At 62.1% G+C, this 20,037-nt stretch carries 19 protein-coding genes; 5 read left to right on the top strand and 14 right to left on the bottom strand.

The window, feature by feature from the left end:
* Positions 1-55: 55 nt before the first annotated feature.
* The gene (purE, locus tag P8X48_01330; protein ID MEJ2105955.1) at positions 56-562 is read right to left on the bottom strand and encodes a 5-(carboxyamino)imidazole ribonucleotide mutase; all 507 of its coding nucleotides are present in this window, start codon (positions 560-562) and stop codon (positions 56-58) included.
* Between the two features lie 130 nt (positions 563-692).
* Between purE and P8X48_01335 the strand changes: the two genes are divergently transcribed.
* Positions 693-1,184, top strand: coding sequence for a DUF302 domain-containing protein (locus tag P8X48_01335; GenBank protein MEJ2105956.1), 492 nt, complete (start codon positions 693-695; stop codon positions 1,182-1,184).
* On the opposite strand, the gene purD is transcribed toward P8X48_01335, so the two are convergent.
* The 13 genes from purD to cutA form a co-directional block, all read right to left on the bottom strand.
* Entirely contained in the window at positions 1,185-2,483 is a 1,299-nt protein-coding gene (gene purD, locus P8X48_01340) for a phosphoribosylamine--glycine ligase (protein ID MEJ2105957.1), read from the bottom strand.
* A 5-nt stretch (positions 2,484-2,488) separates the two neighbouring features.
* Complete coding sequence (locus tag P8X48_01345; protein MEJ2105958.1) at positions 2,489-2,911, bottom strand: GNAT family N-acetyltransferase; 423 nt, start codon at positions 2,909-2,911, stop codon at positions 2,489-2,491.
* Positions 2,912-2,924: 13 nt separating this feature from the next.
* Positions 2,925-4,508 (bottom strand): bifunctional phosphoribosylaminoimidazolecarboxamide formyltransferase/IMP cyclohydrolase, encoded by a 1,584-nt coding sequence (gene purH, locus P8X48_01350; GenBank protein MEJ2105959.1) that lies wholly within the window; start codon positions 4,506-4,508, stop codon positions 2,925-2,927.
* A 77-nt stretch (positions 4,509-4,585) separates the two neighbouring features.
* Positions 4,586-4,837 (bottom strand): helix-turn-helix domain-containing protein, encoded by a 252-nt coding sequence (locus tag P8X48_01355; GenBank protein ID MEJ2105960.1) that lies wholly within the window; start codon positions 4,835-4,837, stop codon positions 4,586-4,588.
* Complete coding sequence (dusB, locus tag P8X48_01360) at positions 4,834-5,820, bottom strand: tRNA dihydrouridine synthase DusB (protein MEJ2105961.1); 987 nt, start codon at positions 5,818-5,820, stop codon at positions 4,834-4,836. The genes P8X48_01355 and dusB overlap by 4 nt, the downstream gene beginning before the upstream one ends.
* Positions 5,821-5,910: 90 nt before the next feature.
* On the bottom strand, positions 5,911-6,705 hold the full coding sequence (locus tag P8X48_01365; GenBank protein ID MEJ2105962.1) for a DUF3426 domain-containing protein: 795 nt from the start codon (positions 6,703-6,705) through the stop codon (positions 5,911-5,913).
* A 4-nt stretch (positions 6,706-6,709) separates the two neighbouring features.
* A complete protein-coding gene (gene prmA, locus P8X48_01370) occupies positions 6,710-7,606 on the bottom strand; it encodes a 50S ribosomal protein L11 methyltransferase (GenBank protein MEJ2105963.1) in 897 nt (298 codons plus the stop codon).
* Positions 7,607-7,642: 36 nt separating this feature from the next.
* Positions 7,643-8,986, bottom strand: coding sequence for an acetyl-CoA carboxylase biotin carboxylase subunit (gene accC, locus P8X48_01375; GenBank protein MEJ2105964.1), 1,344 nt, complete (start codon positions 8,984-8,986; stop codon positions 7,643-7,645).
* 24 nt (positions 8,987-9,010) lie between these two features.
* Positions 9,011-9,457 (bottom strand): acetyl-CoA carboxylase biotin carboxyl carrier protein, encoded by a 447-nt coding sequence (accB, locus tag P8X48_01380; protein ID MEJ2105965.1) that lies wholly within the window; start codon positions 9,455-9,457, stop codon positions 9,011-9,013.
* Positions 9,458-9,467: 10 nt separating this feature from the next.
* On the bottom strand, positions 9,468-9,905 hold the full coding sequence (gene aroQ, locus P8X48_01385; protein MEJ2105966.1) for a type II 3-dehydroquinate dehydratase: 438 nt from the start codon (positions 9,903-9,905) through the stop codon (positions 9,468-9,470).
* Between the two features lie 213 nt (positions 9,906-10,118).
* The gene (locus P8X48_01390) at positions 10,119-10,691 is read right to left on the bottom strand and encodes a TlpA disulfide reductase family protein (GenBank protein MEJ2105967.1); all 573 of its coding nucleotides are present in this window, start codon (positions 10,689-10,691) and stop codon (positions 10,119-10,121) included.
* 39 nt (positions 10,692-10,730) lie between these two features.
* Positions 10,731-12,992, bottom strand: a complete 2,262-nt coding sequence (gene dsbD, locus P8X48_01395) for a protein-disulfide reductase DsbD (GenBank protein ID MEJ2105968.1) — start codon at positions 12,990-12,992, stop codon at positions 10,731-10,733.
* Positions 12,989-13,315, bottom strand: coding sequence for a divalent-cation tolerance protein CutA (gene cutA, locus P8X48_01400; protein ID MEJ2105969.1), 327 nt, complete (start codon positions 13,313-13,315; stop codon positions 12,989-12,991). The genes dsbD and cutA overlap by 4 nt, the downstream gene beginning before the upstream one ends.
* Before the next feature lie 158 nt (positions 13,316-13,473).
* On the opposite strand from cutA, the gene P8X48_01405 reads away from it, so the two are divergent.
* The 4 genes from P8X48_01405 (at position 13,474) to glnE (ending at position 20,024) form a co-directional block, all read left to right on the top strand.
* Positions 13,474-13,923 carry an FxsA family protein gene (locus P8X48_01405; GenBank protein ID MEJ2105970.1) on the top strand — a complete coding sequence of 150 codons (450 nt, stop codon included), beginning with the start codon at positions 13,474-13,476 and terminating at the stop codon, positions 13,921-13,923.
* A gap of 165 nt (positions 13,924-14,088) precedes the next feature.
* Positions 14,089-14,379: a co-chaperone GroES gene (gene groES, locus P8X48_01410; GenBank protein MEJ2105971.1), complete on the top strand. Its 291-nt coding sequence runs from the start codon at positions 14,089-14,091 to the stop codon at positions 14,377-14,379.
* A 30-nt stretch (positions 14,380-14,409) separates the two neighbouring features.
* Positions 14,410-16,068 carry a chaperonin GroEL gene (gene groL, locus P8X48_01415; protein MEJ2105972.1) on the top strand — a complete coding sequence of 553 codons (1,659 nt, stop codon included), beginning with the start codon at positions 14,410-14,412 and terminating at the stop codon, positions 16,066-16,068.
* Positions 16,069-16,196: 128 nt separating this feature from the next.
* Positions 16,197-20,024, top strand: coding sequence for a bifunctional [glutamate--ammonia ligase]-adenylyl-L-tyrosine phosphorylase/[glutamate--ammonia-ligase] adenylyltransferase (gene glnE / locus P8X48_01420; protein ID MEJ2105973.1), 3,828 nt, complete (start codon positions 16,197-16,199; stop codon positions 20,022-20,024).
* Positions 20,025-20,037 lie beyond the last annotated feature (13 nt).

A 20,037-nucleotide genomic window follows, 5' to 3' on the forward strand; every position in this document is an offset into this window, starting at 1 on the left:
CATACAATATATTAGTCTTTTTTATGGCACCCGGGTTCCCGGGCGCCTGAAGGGCCTATTTTCCCAGACTTTCCTGCAGGGCGCGATCCTTGGCCTGAACCGCTTCGGCGTTGGCGGTCCGTTCCGCCTTCAGGCGACCGGCCAGGGCGGAATCGGCCAGCCCAATCATCTGGGCCGCCAGATAGCCGGCGTTCTTTGCCCCTGCCTTGCCGATGGCCACACAGGCCACGGGGATACCGCCGGGCATCATCACCGTGGACAGCAGCGCATCCATGCCGTCCAGCGGGCCGGCGTCCATGGGAACACCGATGACGGGCTTGAGGGTCAGGCCGGCCACGGTACCGGCAAGATGGGCCGCGAGACCGGCCGCGGCAATGAATACCGCACAACCCCGCTGATCCGCATCCCGTACATAAGTGTGGGTAGCATCGGGTGTGCGATGGGCCGAGGTGATCTTGACCTCATAGGGAACGTCCAGGCTGGCCAGAACATCCAGGGTAGCCTGCATGGTCTTGAGATCGGAATCCGATCCCATCAATACGGCGACGAATGGTGTGCTCATGTCTCAACTCGCGGGGTTTTCGGGCAGGCGCAGAGCATACCTGCTTTGCTTGCGGCGCGGAATCCCGCGGCCGCGCCCGGCACGCCAGAAACCGGTACAATGCGCACGGGAACACATCCAAGGAGTAAAGATGAGATCCGTGCTGATAGCGTTTGTATTCGCGTTCCTGAGCTTTTCCGCCAGCGCCCAGGCGGCACACAAGCCAGTGAAGAATGAATATCGCGCCACCTACTCGGTCAAGGCGGAGTTCGGCGAGGTGCGGGAGCAGATCAAGGCCGCGATCGCGAACAAGGGCCTGAAGATCAACAACATCTCCTACATCGGCAACATGCTCAAGCGTACCGGCAAGGACCTGGGATACAAGAAGGTGGTGTACAAGGACGCACAGGCCTTTGAGTTCTGCAGTGCGACCGTTTCCCGTTTCATGATGGAGGCTGACCCGCATCACATCGTGTTCTGTCCCTACGTGATCAGCGTGTATGAACTGGCGGACAAACCGGGAACGGTGTACGTGTCCTATCGCCGGCCTTCGCTGGTGGGTGATGCAAAATCGCGCAAGACTCTGCAGGACGTCGAGAAGTTGCTCGACAGCATCATCCAGGACGCCCTCAGCTGGTTCTGATCAGGACCGCCCGCTTTCGCGGGCAATCGCGCGATACCCGATATCGCTGCGACACCAGGCCCCGTCCCAACGAATCGCGCCTACGGTCTCGTAGGCGCGCGCCTGCGCGGCGGTGACGGTCTCGCCCAGTGCCGTAACGCACAGCACGCGCCCGCCGCCGGTGACCACCGTATCATCGCGCAAGGCGGTGCCCGCGTGGAATACCTTGCAGTCCTCCGAGTCCGCGTTGGTCAGGCCAGCGATCGCATCGCCCTTGCGGTAACTCCCGGGATAGCCCTCGGCGGCCATTACCACGCCGACGGCTGCTCGCGGATCCCAGTCGGCCTCGACTTTGTCCAGACGTCCGTCCAGGGCAGCGTCAATCAGGGCCACCAGATCGGAGCGCAGGCGCATCATGATGGGTTGGGTCTCGGGATCGCCGAAGCGGCAATTGAATTCCAGGACCTTGATGGAACCGTCTTCGCCGATCATAAGGCCGGCATAAAGGAAACCGGTATACGGATGGCCATCAGCGGCCATGCCGCGTACGGTGGGCAGGATGACTTCATCCATGATGCGTTCATGAATTTCAGGTGTGACCACCGGCGCCGGTGAGTAGGCGCCCATGCCGCCGGTGTTCGGTCCGGTGTCGCCATCATGGGCTGCCTTGTGGTCCTGGGAGCTGGCCATGGGCAGTACGTGCTCATCGTCAGCAATGACGATGAAACTCGCCTCCTCGCCGCGCAGAAACTCCTCGATCACGACCCGGTGGCCGGCCTCGCCGAAGGCATTGCCGGCCAGCATGTCGCGCACGGCAGCTTCGGCTTCGTCCGTGGTCTGGGCCAGGATCACACCCTTGCCCGCGGCCAGGCCGTCGGCCTTGACGACAATTGGTGCACCCTTCTGCCGGATATAGGCCAGCGCTTCGTCGACCCTGCTGAAGCTGCCGTAGGCCGCCGTCGGGATGTTGTGTCGTGCGAGGAAATCCTTGGTGAAGGCCTTGGAGCCTTCCAGTTGCGCGGCCGCCTTGGTCGGTCCGAAGCAGCGCAGGTCTGCGGCCTGAAAGCGATCCACGATGCCCAGCACCAGGGGCGCCTCGGGCCCGACGATGGTGAGGTCGATTCCCTGTTTGCCGGCGAAGGCCAGCAGGGCGTCGATGTCGTCGACGGCAATGGGCACGTTTTCCAGTCCGGGTTCGCGAGCGGTGCCGGCATTCCCCGGTGCGACATACACCGCTTCCACGGTTGCCGACCGCGCCACCTTCCAGGCCAGGGCATGTTCGCGCCCGCCACCCCCTACGATAAGGATCTTGCTGCCCATGTCTGTTATTCGACCATCATGGCGAAGTGGTGCGCGTGGATGGCGAGCCCGCGATTCAGATAGAAGCGATGGGCGTCGAACCGTTGCACACCGGAATCCAGGTGCAACTGGTCACAGCCGTTTTCGCGTGCCTGGTTCAGCAGCCAGTCGAACAGGGCCGCGCCATAACCCCTGGAGCGGGCGACCTCCGCAGTCACGAGATCGTCCACATACAGGGCCTTGCCCCAGGCGAGATATTCCTGAATGCGATAGCCGGCGACGGACCGGATCTCGCCATCGTCCTCGAGAAACGCCAGGCGGTATCCGGCCTCCTGCTGGCGCTGTACCTGTTGCACGAACTGATCCGCATCCAGATGTGGTCGCAGTTCTCCCATGACCGGAAAACAGCGTTCCAGTTCGGCGGGAGTCTGTGCCATTGCGATCTTCATCGGCGGCCTGCTCCTAGTGGCGGAAGTGACGCATGCCGGTAAAGACCATGGCGATGCCGTGTTCATCCGCAGCGGCAATGACCTCTTCGTCACGCATGGAGCCGCCCGGCTGGATCACCGCGGTGATGCCGGCCTCCGCGGCCTGGTCCAAACCGTCGCGAAAGGGGAAAAAGGCATCGGAGGCCATGACGCTGCCCTTGACCTCCAGGCCCTCGTCGGCGGCCTTGATGCCGGCGATGCGCGCGCTGTACACGCGGCTCATCTGACCGGCGCCCACGCCAATGGTCTGGCCGTCGCGGCAATAGACGATGGCATTGGACTTCACGAACTTCACCACCTTCCAGGCGAACAGAAGGTCGTGCAACTCGGTTTCCGTTGGCGTGCGCCTGGTGACCATCTTCAGATCATCAGCCGTGATCACGCCCAGATCCCGGTCCTGTACCAGGAGTCCGCCCACCACACGTTTATAGTCGAGACCGGCGCTGCCGCCGTCCTGCCATTGGCCACAGGCGAGCACACGGACATTCGCCTTCGCGGCGAGGACCGGCTTTGCATCGTCCGCCACCGAGGGTGCGATGATGACCTCCACGAATTGCCGGTCGATGATTTCCCTGGCCGTGGTCGCGTCCAGCGGGCGGTTGAAGGCAATGATGCCGCCGAAGGCAGATGTGGGATCGGTTTGAAAGGCGCGATCGTAGGCAGTGCTGATATTCTCGCCGACCGCCACGCCGCAGGGGTTGGCGTGCTTGACGATGACGCAGGCCGGTTCGTCGAAAGACTTGACGCATTCCAGTGCGGCGTCTGTGTCGGCGATGTTGTTGTACGACAGTTCCTTGCCCTGCAGTTGCACGGCCGCCGAGATGGAGCCGGCCGGGGGATTGGTTTCGGCGTAGAAGGCGGCCCGTTGATGCGGGTTCTCACCGTAGCGCATGTCCTGGCGCTTGGTGAAGCTGGCGGAATAGTTGTTGCCAAAATCGTAGCGTACGGCGTTCTGGTGTTCGTCCAGTTGCCAGCTGCCAAGATAGTTGGCGATGGCGCCGTCGTAGCGCGCGGTGTGGGCGAAGACCTTGGATGCGAGACGAAAGCGCGTGGCATTGCCGACGGCACCCTGGTTTGCCTTCATTTCGTCCAGCACCGCGTCGTAGTCTGCCGCGTCCACCACCACGGTAACCGCGGCGTGGTTTTTCGCCGCCGCCCGCAGCATGGTTGGTCCACCGATGTCGATATTCTCGATGGCCAGTTCCAGGGTGCAGTCATCCCGGGCCACTGTCTGTTCGAAGGGATAGAGATTGACTACGACGAGGTCGATGGGCGGGATGTCGTGCTCGGCCATGGCTCGCACGTGGCTTTCCAGGTCGCGTCGCCCCAGCAGTCCACCGTGGATCTTCGGGTGCAAGGTCTTCAGGCGCCCGTCCAGCATCTCCGGAAAGCCGGTGTAGTCCGAAACCTCAGTGACCGGGATTGTGTTGTCTGCCAGGAGCTTCGCGGTCCCGCCGGTGGAAAGGATTTCCACGCCCGCTTCGTGCAGGGCGCGGGCGAAGTCGACGATTCCGGTTTTGTCGGAAACGCTGATCAGGGCTCGTTGGATAACGGTCATGATGCCTCACACCGGAGGGTTTCTGAAAAATGATTCAGTGACCGGACCTGACGATCCGGCAGCACTTCTTGTTCTTGTCAGCGATCGAGCTTGTGCAGTTTCAGTTTCTTGCGGAGCGTGTTGCGGTTGATTCCAAGAATCTCCGCTGCACGGCACTGGTTGAAACCGGCCTGCTTCATCACCGACTCCAGCAGGGGCTTTTCCACTTCGTTGACGACCATTGAATAGAGGTTTGCCGCCTTGTGACCGTTCAGGTCCTTGAAATAGCGTTCGACGGAACGCTTCACGCACTTGGCCAGTGCTCCCTGGTCGACCTCTTTCGTGCTCATGCCGCCATCTCCGCAAGCTCGAACTGCCGGTCGAAGAATTCCGCGATCATGCGCATCTGGTCGATGGCATTGTCGGCCCGGTTCACGGCATCGCGGAACAGGGCTCCTCCGCGCAGGCCCTTGCTGTACCAGGAGATGTGTTTGCGCGCGACGCGCACGCCGGTGTGTTCGCCGTAGAAGTCGTACAGGTTCGCCACATGCGCGACCAGGGTATCGCGCACTTCCGTCAGGGAGGGATCCGGGAGATGCGTACCGGTGGCCAGGTAATGGCTGATTTCACGAAAGATCCACGGCCGCCCCTGGGCCGCGCGGCCAATCATCAGGCCGTCGGCGCCGGTGTGTTCCAGCACGAGGCGCGCCTTTTCCGGTGTCGTGATGTCGCCGTTGGCAATCACGGGAATCGATACAGTCGATTTGATGGCGGCGATAGTGTCGTACTCGGCCTCGCCCTGGTATGCGCACGCGCGGGTGCGGCCGTGCACGGCTAAGGCCTGAATCCCGCTGTCTTCGGCGATGCGGGCGATGGTCGATCCGTTGCGGTGCTCGCGATCCCAGCCGGTACGGATCTTGAGCGTAACCGGGACATCGACGGCGCCCACCACCGACTCCAGGATCTTCGCAACCAGTGGCTCGTCCTGCAGCAGGGCCGAGCCGGCGGCGACCTTGCAGATCTTTTTCGCCGGGCATCCCATATTGATGTCGATGATCTGTGCGCCGCGATCCACGTTCACGCGCGCGGCTTCAGCCATCATGTGCGGATCGGCGCCGACGATCTGGACGGAGCGGGGCTCGGGTTCGCCGGCATGGTCGGCGCGACGCAGGGTCTTCTCGCTGCCCCACAGCAGGGAATTGCTGGAAACCATCTCCGAGATGGCCATGCCGGCGCCAAGTCTGCGACACAGCTGCCGAAACGGCCGGTCGGTGACACCGGCCATGGGCGCGAGAAACAGACTGTTGCGCAATTTATATGGCCCGATTTGCATGCTCGGTTTTTTTCGGTGGGCTCGGAGAAAAAGGGGGAGCGATAATACAGTAAAATCTCCGAATCGAAAACGAGCACTTTCGTTAAATGATTACCGGCCGTCCGTTGTCTTGTTCTTTTTTCGTTTGTCCGCCAGCAGACGAATCTCGTAGCCGTCGGCGCGTGCCCCCGGGCGCGTGAATTCCAGTTTCGCGCGCACAATCAGGTTGGGAATCATTGTCGTCGGCAGTTCGGACTCACCTGCGAGGTAGGCCTCGGGGCCGAAAACGCGGCGACCGATGGTCTGGCCGCGGTGATTGCTGATCGTCACTTCCATCAGCGGATAGGGCTGGGCGAAATTCGCGCGGTTGATCATGGTCGTGCGCAGAAGAAGTGCATTTGAATACTTGGGATGGGGCGCTACGCTGGAGGCCGTAATCTCGATCAATCCTACATCGACGCGCGGATGCAGATTGCAGCGCAGGATTTCACACGCCGGTTCCAGGTAGGGGCGGATTGCCGGCTGCCAGCTCACAAGGTTATTGCCATAAAAGTGCAGGATCTGCGCCAATAGCACCAGGATCATTACAGCATTTCCCGCGACCCAGACGGCCAGCGGTGTGCGCGTACGCGTACGACCAGTCAACAGTTCCTCGATCGTGGGGAGCCGGCGTTCGGTCGTCGGAGCGCGGCTGCCCGCACCTGCCGCAGCCACGGCCGCCTGCGGTTTTCGCCCGCGTTTGCGGCCGGATGGCGGGCGTGGTGTCGGCGGGTGCGTGCGAATCCGGTGGTGATCGGCCCGGAAGACCTGACCGCAGTGACCGCAGCGCACGACACCGCCGCGCGCCTGCAGCTGACTGTCGGAGACGGCGAATGTGGTACGACACTTTGGGCAGCGGGTGTTCATTTGCTTATGGTTTCAGTGCACCTTGTTTTCGCGGACCGGACAGGCACGCCCACCCGTCCCGCGATTCCACTTCGAGTGTAAACGCTGTGTCATAACTTTTCCGCACGACGTCCACCTGGTGTTCAAGAATTCCGGACAGTGCGATTTGCCCGTCGTGGGCGGTCAGTCGGGTCAGTTCCGTGGCCAGCTCTACAAGAGGCTCGGCCAGAATGTTGGCCACGGTGATGTTGGCCACGGTGCCAGTCGGCAGCGCTTCCGGCAGGAATGCGGAGAACCGGTCCGCCACGCCGTTGATGCGGGCGTTATCCAGGGCTACCTGCACGGCCGTCGGGTCATTGTCCACGCCCCAGGCCTGGCGCGCGCCCAGCTTGAGGGCCGCAATGGCGAGAATCCCGCTGCCACAACCATAGTCGAGGACCGTACACCCGGACAGATCCAGACCGGCCAGCCATTGTAGACACAGCAGGGTCGTGGGATGGGTGCCGGTGCCAAAGGCAAGGCCGGGATCGATAAATACGGTGATGGCGTCGGCGTCCGGCGGATTCATATTATGGGGGCTGATCCAGAGCCTTCCGGCCACGTGGACGGGGCGGAACCGCTCCAGCCACACGCGCTCCCACTGCTGGTCGGACAATCGTTCGGAATGCCAGGGCGGCAAGGCCGTGGGTGCCAGGTGTTTGCCGAGCGCGTCCATGACGGCGCTCAGGTCCGTGCCGTCCTCGAACAGGGCGACCACCGTGGTTCGCGACCACAAGGGTTTTTCCGCCTCCGCCTGGTCGAACAGGGGTTCGTCGCCGCTGTCCTGCAGCGACACCGAAATGGCACCCTGTTCGGCGAGCCAGTCATCCAGTTCCTGCGCGAGGTCACGCTCGGTGTCGATGATCAGGCGTTGCCAGGGCATAGGGCGAGGAGACCGCGCAGCTCCCGTGGGGGAGCTCTACTTCAGCGCCAGCTTCTTTTCCAGATAGTGGATGTTGACTCCGCCTTCGGCGAAGGCCTGGTCCGACATGATCTGCTGGTGCAGGGGAATATTGGTGCGAATCCCGTCGATCACCATTTCGCTCAGGGCGATCTTCATGCGTGCCATGGCGATCTCGCGAGTGTCGCCGTGGGCAATGAGCTTGGCGATCATGGAATCGTAGTAAGGCGGCACGATGTAGTTGTTGTAGATGTGTGAATCCACGCGAATGCCGGGCCCGCCGGGCTGGTGATATTGGGTGATGCGTCCCGGGGATGGCATGAAGGTATCCGGGTCCTCGGCGTTGATGCGGCACTCCATGGCGTGTCCACGGAGCTGGATATCCCTTTGCCGGTACGAGAGCTTCTCTCCGGACGCGATCAACAGCTGTTCCTTGACGATATCGACGCCGGTGATGAGTTCGGTGACCGGATGCTCCACCTGCACGCGCGTGTTCATCTCGATAAAATAGAATTCGCCGTCCTGATACAGGAACTCGAAGGTTCCGGCGCCGCGGTACCCGATCTTGCGGCAGGCCTCGGCGCAGCGTTCCCCGATCCGCGTACGCAGCTTCTCGGTGATACCGGGTGCCGGGGCTTCCTCAACCACCTTCTGGTGGCGGCGCTGCATGGAGCAGTCGCGCTCGCCGAGATGGATTGCATTTCCGTGTTCGTCGGCAAGGACCTGGAACTCCACGTGGCGTGGATTCTCCAGGAATTTTTCCATGTAAACGGTGCTGTTTCCGAAGGCGGCACCGGCCTCGGCGCGGGTGAGGGAGATGGCGTTGAGCAGTGCCGCCTCGGTGTGAACCACGCGCATACCCTTGCCACCGCCCCCACCGGCGGCCTTGATGATCACCGGGTAACCGATCTCATGGGCCAGGCGGAGCGTGCGCGTATCGTCCTCGTCCAGCGGACCGTCGGAGCCGGGTACGCAGGGTACGCCGGATTGTTTCATGGCCTCGATGGCGGAGATCTTGTCGCCCATAAGGCGGATGGTTTCCGGTCGCGGGCCGATGAAGATGAATCCGCTCTGTTCCACCCGCTCGGCGAAATCCGAGTTCTCCGACAGGAAGCCATAGCCTGGATGAATCGCGATGGCATCCGTGACCTCGGCGGCGCTGATCACGGCCGGGACATTGAGATAACTCTGGGCGGCCGCGGCAGGGCCGATACAGACGGACTCGTCCGCAAGCTTGACGTATTTCGCTTCGCGGTCGGCCTCCGAATGGATGGCCACGGTCTTGATGTCCAGGGCGCGGCAGGCGCGCTGGATGCGCAACGCGATCTCGCCGCGGTTCGCTATCAGCACTTTCTCGATCATGGGAGGACTTTCTGGCGCCTGGCGCTATTCGATGATGAAGAGGGGCTCGCCGTATTCCACCGGTTGCCCGTTCTCCTTGAGGACGGCCTTGACCACACCCGACTTGTCGGCCTCGATCTCGTTCAGCATCTTCATGGCCTCGATGATGCACAGGGTGTCGCCGGCCGAAACCGTCTGCCCAACCTCGACGAATGGGGTCGCACCCGGCGAGGGCGCGCGGTAGAAGGTGCCAACCATGGGTGAAGTGACGGCATGTCCACTGGGAATCGCGCTCTCCTCTTCGGCTGCCGGCGCGGCCGTCGGTGCCGGCGCGGCAGGCATGGCAACCGGGGCATAACTCACCGGTGCCTGCGGGGTGACCGAACTCGCGCGGCTGATGCGGATGGATTCCTCGCCTTCGTTGATCTCGATTTCAGCGAGGCTTGATTCCTCCAGCATCTCAATCAGTTTCTTTACCTTGCGGATGTCCATAGACGCTACCTTATGAAAGTCGTTGCAGTGCCGCACGCAAGGCCAGTTCGTACCCCTGGGCGCCCAGGCCGCTGACCACGCCTACGGCGATATCGGAAAAATAGGAACGATGGCGAAAGCTCTCGCGCGCATAGATATTGGAAAGGTGAATCTCGATAAACGGAATCCGGCTGGCCGCCAGGGCATCGCGCAGCGCCACGCTGGTATGGGTGAAGGCCGCCGGATTGATGAGCACGAAGCGCGTCCCTTCCTGCATGGCCTGTTGTACCCGGTCCACCAGTTCGTGCTCGGCATTACTTTGAAAGAAATCGATACTGCGGCCGGCTTCCGCCGCCAGCTTGCCCAGATCCGCGTTGATGGCGTCCAGGCCCGCGTCACCGTAGTACTCCGGCTCCCGCTCTCCGAGCAGGTTCAGGTTCGGGCCGTTAATGACGAGGATGTCTGCCATGCAATTAGTTGATTTTCCCGGGAATCGGTAGGCTCGGCTTGCGAACTGCAAAAATCGTTCGGCCAATTCCGCCGTACGTGCAGCGAACTGCATCGAACGTGTAAGTGCGGCCGATTGTGCAGGGACTGGCGGCCGTTGTCCAGTTTTTTCGTTTTTCGGTCGGAATTTCGCGATTTTTCGCGACGATCGGTGCAAAAAACCGATTCGGTGGCCTCAGGCCCCGGGAGGAAGCAGGGTATCGAGCAAGGCGCTCAGTTCTGCCTGGTGGTAGGCCCCCACCTTGCGTCCCAGCACATGCCCCTTGGCGTCGATGATCACGCTATAGGGCAGGGATGCAATGCGGTTTCCGTACTCGGCCATGATGTCCATGACATTTTGCTGGCCGGTGAGGATGGGGTAGTTGATGAAGCTGAAATCGCGGAAGTTTTTCACTGCTTCGGTCTTGTCCACGGCCACACCGATGATCTGCAGGCCGCGGTCACCGTATTTCTGCTGCATGTCGATGAACAGGGGGATCTCCTTGCGGCAGGGCGGGCACCAGGTGGCCCAGAAATTCACGATCAACAGTTTCCCTTTCCACGAAGAGAGATGGCGCGGTTTGCCATCAAGATCCGGCAGGGTGAAATCGATCATCTCCGACGGCAGGGCACCGCTGCGAAGGGTCTTGGCGACGGCGCCACCACGGCCCGAGGTCTTGACCATCTGCTGCGCCAAAAGGAAGCCACCGGCGACGGCCAGTATGGCCGCCGCGGAGATGACGAGGATGCGGGTGTTCTTCGCGGTCATGGGTTGAGTTTTCCTGGCTGGTCCCCCGGGGCGTCTGGATCAAACGCGGTTGAGGATATCGATGAAATCGCTGGCCGACTTGTAACCGTAGAAGTTCAGGTCCTTGCGTTCCTTGCCGTTGCCATCGAGGAACAGCAGCGCTGGCGGACCGAACACGCCAAAGCGCTTCTTGATGGCCTTGGTATCGGGGTTGTTGGGATCGGATACGTCGACCTGGATTGCGGAAAAGCGCTGACTCAGCAGCGATACCACCTTCGGGTCAGCAAAGGTCGTGCGCTCAAGGATGACGCAGTCGGTACACCAGGTGGCGAAGAAATCGAGCACCACCGGTTTCCCGGCTGTGCGCGCATCGGCCAGGGCCGAGTCCAGTTCGGCCTGCGTGGTTACGCGCTGGAACACATGGGCCTGCGCGGTGGTGCCGGCTGATTCGGCGCCGCCACCGGAGAGCGACGGAATAGCGCTGAAGGAAACCGGTCGCGTGATGTCGCGATTGCCGGAGAAGGCCCCGACGAGAGCGAGGAACCCCCAGATCAGCAGGACGACGCCGACGCCCTTGAACAGATAGCGCCAGCCGCTGCTGCCGGCAGGTACCGGTTCCAGGGCCCCGAGATAGATCGAGGTGATGATGAACAGTGCTGCCCACAGGTACAGCACGGGAATTTGTGGCATCAAACTGAGGAGATAGATTGCCACACCCAGCAGCAGTACCCCGAAGAAGTATTTCACCCGGTCCATCCACGCGCCGGCCCTGGGAAGGATCGTGCCCGCGCCCAGGCCCAGCGCCACGAGCACGATGCCCATGCCGATGGACATGGAGAACATGATCAGGGCGCCAAGGAGCGCATCCTTGCTGGCGATGGCAACGCCAAGCGCCGAGATCAGCAGCGGAGACACGCATGCGCCGACGATCAGCGCCGAGATCGCGCCCATGATGAATACGCCAATGAAGGAACCGCCCTTGATCTTCGATGAACGCTCCTGCAGCCGTGACTGGACGAAGGACGGCATCTGGATTTCATAGAAGCCGAACATGGACAGGGCGAGGAGGACGAGCAGCGCGCTGAAGATGCCGATGGCCCAGACGTTCTGGAAATAGGCCTGCAGTTGTTCACCCGTGGCCCCGGCCACGGCGCCGGCGATGGTGTAGGTGAACGAGGTGCCCAGCACATAGGTCAGCGCCAGGGTCCCGCCCCGCAGCTTCGTGATCTTTTCGCCTCCCTGGCCAACGATGATGCTGGACAGGATGGGGATCATGGGCAAGACGCAGGGCGTGAAGGTCAGGAGCAGGCCGGTGCCGAAGGCCAGCAGGATCGCCCACAGGTACTGGCTGGTCGATACGCTCTTGGCCGGCGCGGAGACGGGTCCGCCCTGCGCGCTTGCCGGACCTTCGCCACCCGCTATGGCCAGTTGGCCACCACCCGCGGTCAGCTGAATCTGTTTGTCCACCGGCGGGTAGCAGATGCCCTTGTCCGCGCAGCCCTGGTAGTGCACCTGCAGGATCGCCGGCATCGCCGTGGCTCCCGCCTGGACCGGTAGCACCACCTCAAAGGGGTGGTGGTAGACCACCGTCGGGCCAAAGGTGGGATCGTCCTTGGTTTCCCCCTTGGGCAGATCGATCTTGCCCAGTCCCAGTCCCGCAACGGTGTTGCCATCGGCGCCGACCAGGTTGAATTTCAGCTTGTCGCGATACAGGTAGTATCCCTTGGCGACGCGGAAGCTGGCGCGCAGACTGTCCTTGCCGGCGGCGCTGACACTGACCCCAAATGCCTGGTCCGGTGGCAGGAATTCATCCTGTCCGGACGAGGACTGGACCAGTTCCTTGAGCGAATCCAGGGACTTGACCTTGGCCGCCGTTGCGGCCGGCAGATTGAAGCTGACTTCCTTGGTGATGGGCGGGTAGCACACGCCCACGGGCTCATTGCAGCCCTGCCCGGTAATGCGCAGCTTCACGGTTTCGGCCGCTGAGCCTTCGCGTTTCAGTGGCAGCTGCACCGCCACGGAGTCGTGATAGACCTCGACCTTGCCGAAGCCGGGGTCGTCCTTGATGATGCCCTTCGGGTATTTCGGGTCCAGCAGCTGCGCCTTGCCGCTCAGCACCTGGAATTTGAACTTGTCGCGGTACATGTAGTACCCGTCGGCGATCTTCCACTTCGCCTCCAGGGTGTCGGGATTGACCACCCGGGTGCTCAGGCTGAACGCCTGATCCGGCTCCAGAAGCTCCTCCGTGCCACCCAGGGGCGATGCAGCCCAGGCCTGGGCGCTGGCCAAAACCAGGCCGACAATTAGCAAATATTTTTTCATGATTTCCTTTCCGGATTTTCCAGCCACGCGAGATAGGGCGCGAGGCCATTTGTAATTGGGACCGTTACAATTTCGGGAAGTTCGTAGGGGTGCAGGGCGATGATCCGTTGTTCCAGGTCGTGATAACGGCTCGCCGTGGTTTTGATCAACACCAGCACCTCGTCCGCACGCTCTGTCTTGCCCTTCCAGCGATAGATCGAGCGCAGTCCGGGCAGGATGTTCGCACAGGCAGCCAGGCCCTCCTCCACCAGGGACTGCGCCAGGGTCTCCGCCACGGTCGCGTCCGGGCAGGTAGTAAATACGAATTGATGAGCGGTTTCCATATATAGAGGTGAACAGCGGGCGCGAGGGGGCCTAGTGTAGCCAATCGGGCGATTTCCACCTACCGCCTCGGCAAGAGGGCCTGAAATCGGGCCCCGGGCAGCTTGAATTCAGGGCCCGCGGCCCCATGGTTAGGGCAGAACACCGGTTTCCGGAAAAAATGAACCTATTCACCCTGCTATTTGCGCTGTTTTTGATCGTTCCGATGGCCGAGATCTGGGTCATGCTCCAGGTTGGCCACGTGATCGGCGCCGGCTGGACCATTCTCCTGGTCCTTGCCACGGCGGTGGCGGGCTCGGCCCTGGTACGGGCCCAGGGCCTGTCCGTAATGACCAAGGTACGGTCCGAGCTCGATCGCGGCGTGGTCCCGGCGACGGAAATGGTGCGGGGCATGCTGCTGCTGGTCGCCGGCGCCCTGCTGCTGACCCCGGGCTTCATTACCGACACCATCGGCCTGGTGCTGCTGTTGCCGCCGGCCCAGTATTTCCTGATCAAGGCCTTTCTTCGCCGCGCCGTGGTATCGGCCCAGGCCGCGCCCGCGGGCGGGGCTCCCGGTCACGGCGGCCACGTCATTGACGGCAGTTTCCGCCGCGAATCCGACCGCGATTAGGGCCCGTCATGGTTGACAACATCCACGCTCACATTATGATTGGCACTCCTCCGGGTAGAGTGCCAATGATCTGCCGGACTGAAGCCGCCGGAAACGGCACCTCGGCCGGACGCCATACCCGAAAACGTTTTTGGTAATCCCAGTAGAACTTAAGGAGTACGAGCGATGAAAGTTCGCCCATTGCATGACCGTGTTGTAGTGCGTCGCCTCGAGCAGGAGCAGGTATCTGCCGGCGGGATCGTCATTCCGGATTCCGCCAAGGAAAAGCCGATCCAGGGCGAAGTAATCGCCGTGGGCAACGGCAAGATCCTGGAGAACGGCAATACCCAGCCCCTGGACGTGAAGGTGGGCGACAAGGTGTTGTTCGGTAAATACGCCGGCACCGAGGTGAAGGTCGGTGACGAAGAGGTGCTCGTGATGCGCGAAGAAGACATCATGGGCGTGATCGAAGCTTAATTCGACGGAACAGATCGAGAGGAAGTAGTTATGGCAGCGAAAGAAGTCCTATTTTCCGGTACCGCCCGCCAGCGCATGCTGGACGGCGTGAATACCCTGGCCAACGCGGTCAAGGTGACCCTGGGCCCCAAAGGCCGCAACGTCGTGCTGGACAAGTCCTTCGGCGCCCCGACCGTGACCAAGGACGGCGTGTCCGTGGCCAAGGAGATCGAGCTCGAAGACAAATTCATGAACATGGGTGCGCAGCTGGTGAAGGAGGTTTCGAGCAAGACTTCCGACATCGCCGGTGACGGCACCACGACTGCGACCGTGCTGGCCCAGGCCATGGTCCGTGAGGGCCTGAAGTCGGTGGCCGCCGGAATGAACCCCATGGATCTCAAGCGTGGCATCGACAAGGCCGTGACCTCAGCGGTGGAAGAGCTGAAGAAGCTGTCCAAGCCGTGCTCCGACCACAAGGAGATCGCCCAGGTGGGCACCATCTCCGCCAACTCCGACGAGTCCATCGGCAGCGTCATCGCCGAGGCCATGGAGAAGGTTGGCAAGGAAGGCGTCATTACCGTGGAAGAGGGCTCGGGCCTGGAGAACGAGCTGGAAGTGGTCGAAGGCATGCAGTTTGACCGCGGCTACCTGTCCCCCTACTTCGTCAACAATCAGGACACCATGAGTGCGGATCTCGAGAATCCGTACATCCTGATTCACGACAAGAAGATCTCCAACATCCGCGACCTGCTTCCGGTATTGGAAGCCGTCGCCAAGACCAGCCGTCCGCTGCTGCTGATCGCCGAGGACATCGAGGGCGAGGCCCTGGCGACCCTGGTGGTCAACACCATTCGCGGCATCCTCAAGGTATGTGCAGTCAAGGCGCCAGGCTTCGGCGATCGCCGCAAGGCCATGTTGCAGGACATTGCCATCCTGACCGGTGGCCAGGTGATCTCGGAAGAGGTCGGTATGAGCCTGGAGGCCACGACCCTGGAGCACCTGGGTGAAGCCAAGAAGATCCAGATCACCAAGGAGAACACCACGGTGATCGACGGCTCCGGTGCCAAGCAGGACATCGAGGGGCGCGTGAAGCAGATCCGCACCCAGATCGAGGAAGCGACCTCCGACTACGACAAGGAGAAGATGCAGGAACGCGTCGCCAAGCTCGCCGGCGGTGTGGCCGTGATCAAGGTCGGGGCCGCCACCGAAGTCGAGATGAAGGAAAAGAAGGCGCGCGTGGAAGATGCGCTGCATGCGACCCGTGCCGCGGTGGAAGAAGGCGTGGTGCCCGGCGGCGGTGTCGCCCTGGTGCGTGCGCTGATGGCCATTAAGGGCATGACCGGCGCCAACCATGAGCAGGACGTCGGCATCAGCATCGCCTGCCGTGCCATGGAAGAACCCCTGCGCCAGATCGTGTCCAATGCCGGTGGCGAGCCGTCGGTCGTGTTCAAGGCCGTGGCCGACAACAAGGGCAGCTACGGCTACAACGCGGGCAGCGATGAATACGGCGACATGCTGAAGATGGGCATCCTGGATCCGACCAAGGTGACCCGTACCGCATTGCAGAACGCCGCGTCCATCGCCGGACTCATGATCACCACCGAGTGCATGGTGGCCGACGCGCCGCAGGAAGAAGCGGCCGGTGGCGCCCCGGGCATGGGTGACATGGGTGGAATGGGCGGTATGGGTGGAATGGGCGGTATGATGTAAGCCGTTCGCTTCATCCAAGCTGTACGCGAAAGCCCCGCTTCGGCGGGGCTTTCTTTTTTGTTGTATCCTGCGAAAGCGCACGGAGCTCTCCGTTCCTGCCCTTGTCCGCGAACTGCTACCATATTTGGATGGATTCGCCCGATTCCGTATTTATCCAGGCCCTGGGAGACGTACCCGCTCCCCTGCGTGAGAGGGTCGAGCGGGAGTGGCAGCAGTTTCTTTCTGCCGACGTCCTTCCCATGACCTTGCCGACCCAGAACAAGGGCGGTCCCGGATGCCTGAGCACCCTTCCTCGTGTGTGGGCCTGCAGCGAATTCGTCGCCCAAACCACCGTCCGCCATCCCGACCTGTTCGCGGAGATCGTCAACAGTGGCGATCTGCAAAGGCGCTACGAAGAGGGGGAGATGGCCGCGCGCGCCAAGGAAATCATTGGCGATTGCGCGGACAAGGCCGAGCTGAAGCGACGACTGCGCCAGTTCCGGCGTGGGGAGATGCTGCGCATTGCGTTTCGGGACCTGGCCGGGTGGGCCACCCTGGCCGAGGTCATGGACACCATGTCCGACTTGGCCGATTGCTGCATGCAAGAGGCCTTGGCCTGGCTGCACCGGGAGGCGGTGGCGCGCCATGGAAAACCCGTCGGCGCGGACAGCGGACAGCCGCAGCAACTGGTAGCAATCGGTATGGGCAAGCTCGGTGGACACGAGCTCAACTTTTCCTCGGACATCGATCTGGTGTTTGCCTATCCGGAGGATGGCGAGACCCGGCCGAAGCAGGGAGAGCCGATCGGTAACCACGAGTTCTTTACCCGGCTGGGCCGCGGGCTCATCGACGTCATCGGCGACAAGACGGAAGACGGTTTCGTGTTCCGCGTGGACATGAGACTTCGTCCCAATGGTGACAGCGGACCCCTGGTCCTGAGTTTCGCGGCCATGGAACACTACTTCCAGGCCCACGGGCGTGAATGGGAACGCTACGCGTGGATCAAGGCCCGGCCGGTCGCCGGCGACCTCAACGCAGGCGAGGAACTGCTAAACATGTTGCGGCCATTCATCTATCGGCGTTACCTGGATTTCGGCGCGATCGAGTCCATACGCGACATGAAGGAAATGATCGAGCTGGAACTTCAGCGTAAGGGGATCGAAAACAACGTCAAGCTGGGCCCCGGCGGCATTCGCGAGATCGAATTCACGGGACAGGCGTTCCAGTTGATTCGCGGGGGACGCGAGCGGGAATTGCAACAGCGTGGCATTCTGGAAGTATTGAAAACCATCGCCCGGCACGGCTGGATTACATCCCAGGCGCTGACCGACCTCACGCTCGCCTACGATTTCCTGCGCCGCACGGAACACCGGCTGCAGATGCGTGCCGATCGCCAGACCCATGTGTTGCCCGAGACTGACACCGAACGCCAGCGACTTGCGTATTCCATGGGCTTTGACACCTGGGACGAGTTCAGCAAGGCGCTGCGCAAACACATGGCCAAGGTCCATGGTCATTTCGAGCTGGTATTCGCGGCGCCGCAGCGCGCCGATGGCGAGCACGAGGAAAAGGGACTGCTGGCACTGTGGCGTGGCGCGCTGGACGAGGAAACCGCGCGTGAGCGGCTGGAAGAAGCGGGTTACGAGGATCCCGACCGGGTGTTGGGCTTGTTGCGGGGCCTGCGCGAAGGTGGCGCCTATACCGGGTTCTCCGCCGAAGGGCGCGAACGCATGGACCGGCTGGTTCCGCTGCTGCTGGCCGCTGCGGGTCTGGCGCTGACTCCCACGGAAACCCTGGCGCGACTGATTCGTTTGCTCGAGGCCGTTGGCCGCCGTTCCGCCTATCTCGCATTGCTGGTGGAAAATCCCCTGGCCTTGTCGCAACTGGTGAAGCTTTGTTCCGCCAGTCCCTGGATCGCGAACTGGATCGGCCGGCATCCGGTGGTGCTTGACGATTTGTTGCGTCCCCGGCTGGGCACGGGTGAGTCGGTGCGGGAGGATATGGATCGCGAACTTGCGCTTCGGCTGGCACGATTGGCGCCCGATGATCTGGAACAGCAGATGGAGGTGTTGCGGGAATTCCGCAACGGGCACATGTTGCGCATCGCCGCCGCCGATGTGAGTGGAAATGTTTCCTCGGAAGATGTGAGCGCCGCGTTGTGCGCCCTCGCCGAGGCCCTTCTGTCCCACTGCCTGAAGCTCGCGAGTGAGCAGATGATTGCCCGCCATGGGAGGCCGGACTGTGGTGCCGGGGGGGCGGAGCCGGAATTCGCGGTCATCGCCTATGGCAAGCTGGGAGGCGGCGAGCTGGGTTATACATCGGACCTGGATATTGTTTTCCTCTATGGCGATTGCGACCCGGCCGGGATTACGGACGGACCGCGGTCGGTGCAGAACGAAACCTTTTTTGCCCGCCTCGGCCAGCGCCTGATTCATCTGCTCACGACCCGCACACCGGCCGGCATCCTGTTCGAGGTCGATATGCGCCTGCGGCCCAGTGGACAGTCCGGTCCGCTGGTGACCTCGGTCGAGTCCTTCCGGCGGTACCAGCGGGAAAGCGCCTGGGTGTGGGAGCACCAGGCCCTGGTGCGCGCCCGCTGTGTCGCCGGGCCGGCGGATCTGTGCGAGCGGTTCGAGGCGGTGAGAACCGAGGCGCTGTGCCGCCAGCGGGACGACTACGCCCTGCGGAAAGAGGTAACGGACATGCGCCGGCGCATGCTCGAGGGCCGCAAGACCCACGAGCCGGGCCTGTTCGACATCAAGCAGGATCCCGGCGGTATATCCTGGCCTGGCCACAACTACGGGCAACCTCCGGCTGTTGCAGCTTCTGGAAGAAGCCCGTCTCCTGGAAGCAGAACGTGCACGCACGCTCACCGACGCTTTTCGTCACTATCAGTCCATGGAGCATCGCCTGAAGCTCCTGGACCGCGGTCCGCTGTTGGACCCGGCGGAGCTCAAGGGGTATCCCGAGGCGGTGCGTTCCATCTGGGACGAGCTATTTGCGCACGACAATGCGCGCTGATCGGCAACAATACGAACGAGGAACTGATTATGTCGATGGCTGACCGAGACGGGGTCATCTGGTACGACGGCAAGCTGGTGCCGTGGCGCGAGGCCACGACCCATGTGCTGACCCACACCCTGCATTACGGGATGGGCGTGTTCGAGGGCGAGCGCGCATACAAAGCCGACAAGGGTACGGCGATCTTCCGCCTGCAGGAACACACCGATCGCTTTTTCCGCTCGGCCCACGTTCTGAACATCAAGATCCCCTTTGACCGGGACACGATCAACGAGGCGACGCGTCAGACGGTGCGGGAAAACGGCCTTGAGACTGCATACATCCGTCCCATGTGTTTCTACGGATCCGAAGGAATGGGCCTGCGCGCCGACAACCTGAATGCACACGTCATCATCGCCGCCTGGGACTGGGGAACCTACCTGGGTGAAGCCGCGCTGGAACACGGTATCCGCGTGAAGACGTCATCGTACAATCGTCATCACGTCAACGTGGCCATGTGCAAGGCCAAGGCCAACGGCTATTACATCAATTCGATGCTCGCATTGCAGGAGGCACAGTCCAGCGGTTGTGATGAGGCATTGCTCCTCGACACCGAGGGTTTTGTTGCCGAGGGCTCGGGCGAGAACATCTTCATCGTGCGCAATGGCATGTTATATACGCCGGACCTGACGGCGGCGCTGGAAGGCATCACGCGGGACACGATTATCCGCCTGGCGAAACACGAGGGCCTGGAGGTACACGAAAAGCGCATCACGCGCGACGAGGTGTACATCGCCGATGAGGCCTTCTTCACCGGCTCCGCCGCCGAGGTCGCACCGATCCGCGAACTGGACGGCCGCATGATTGGCGCCGGCAAGCGCGGTCCGATCACGGAGAAACTGCAGTCCCTGTACTTCGATCAGGTGCACGGGCGCCGTAGCCAGTATGCCGAGTGGCTGGCCTACGTAAACGAATGAACGGGAGGACGAA

This window comes from Acidiferrobacteraceae bacterium (assembly GCA_037388825.1).
Taxonomy (GTDB): domain Bacteria; phylum Pseudomonadota; class Gammaproteobacteria; order Acidiferrobacterales; family JAJDNE01; genus JARRJV01.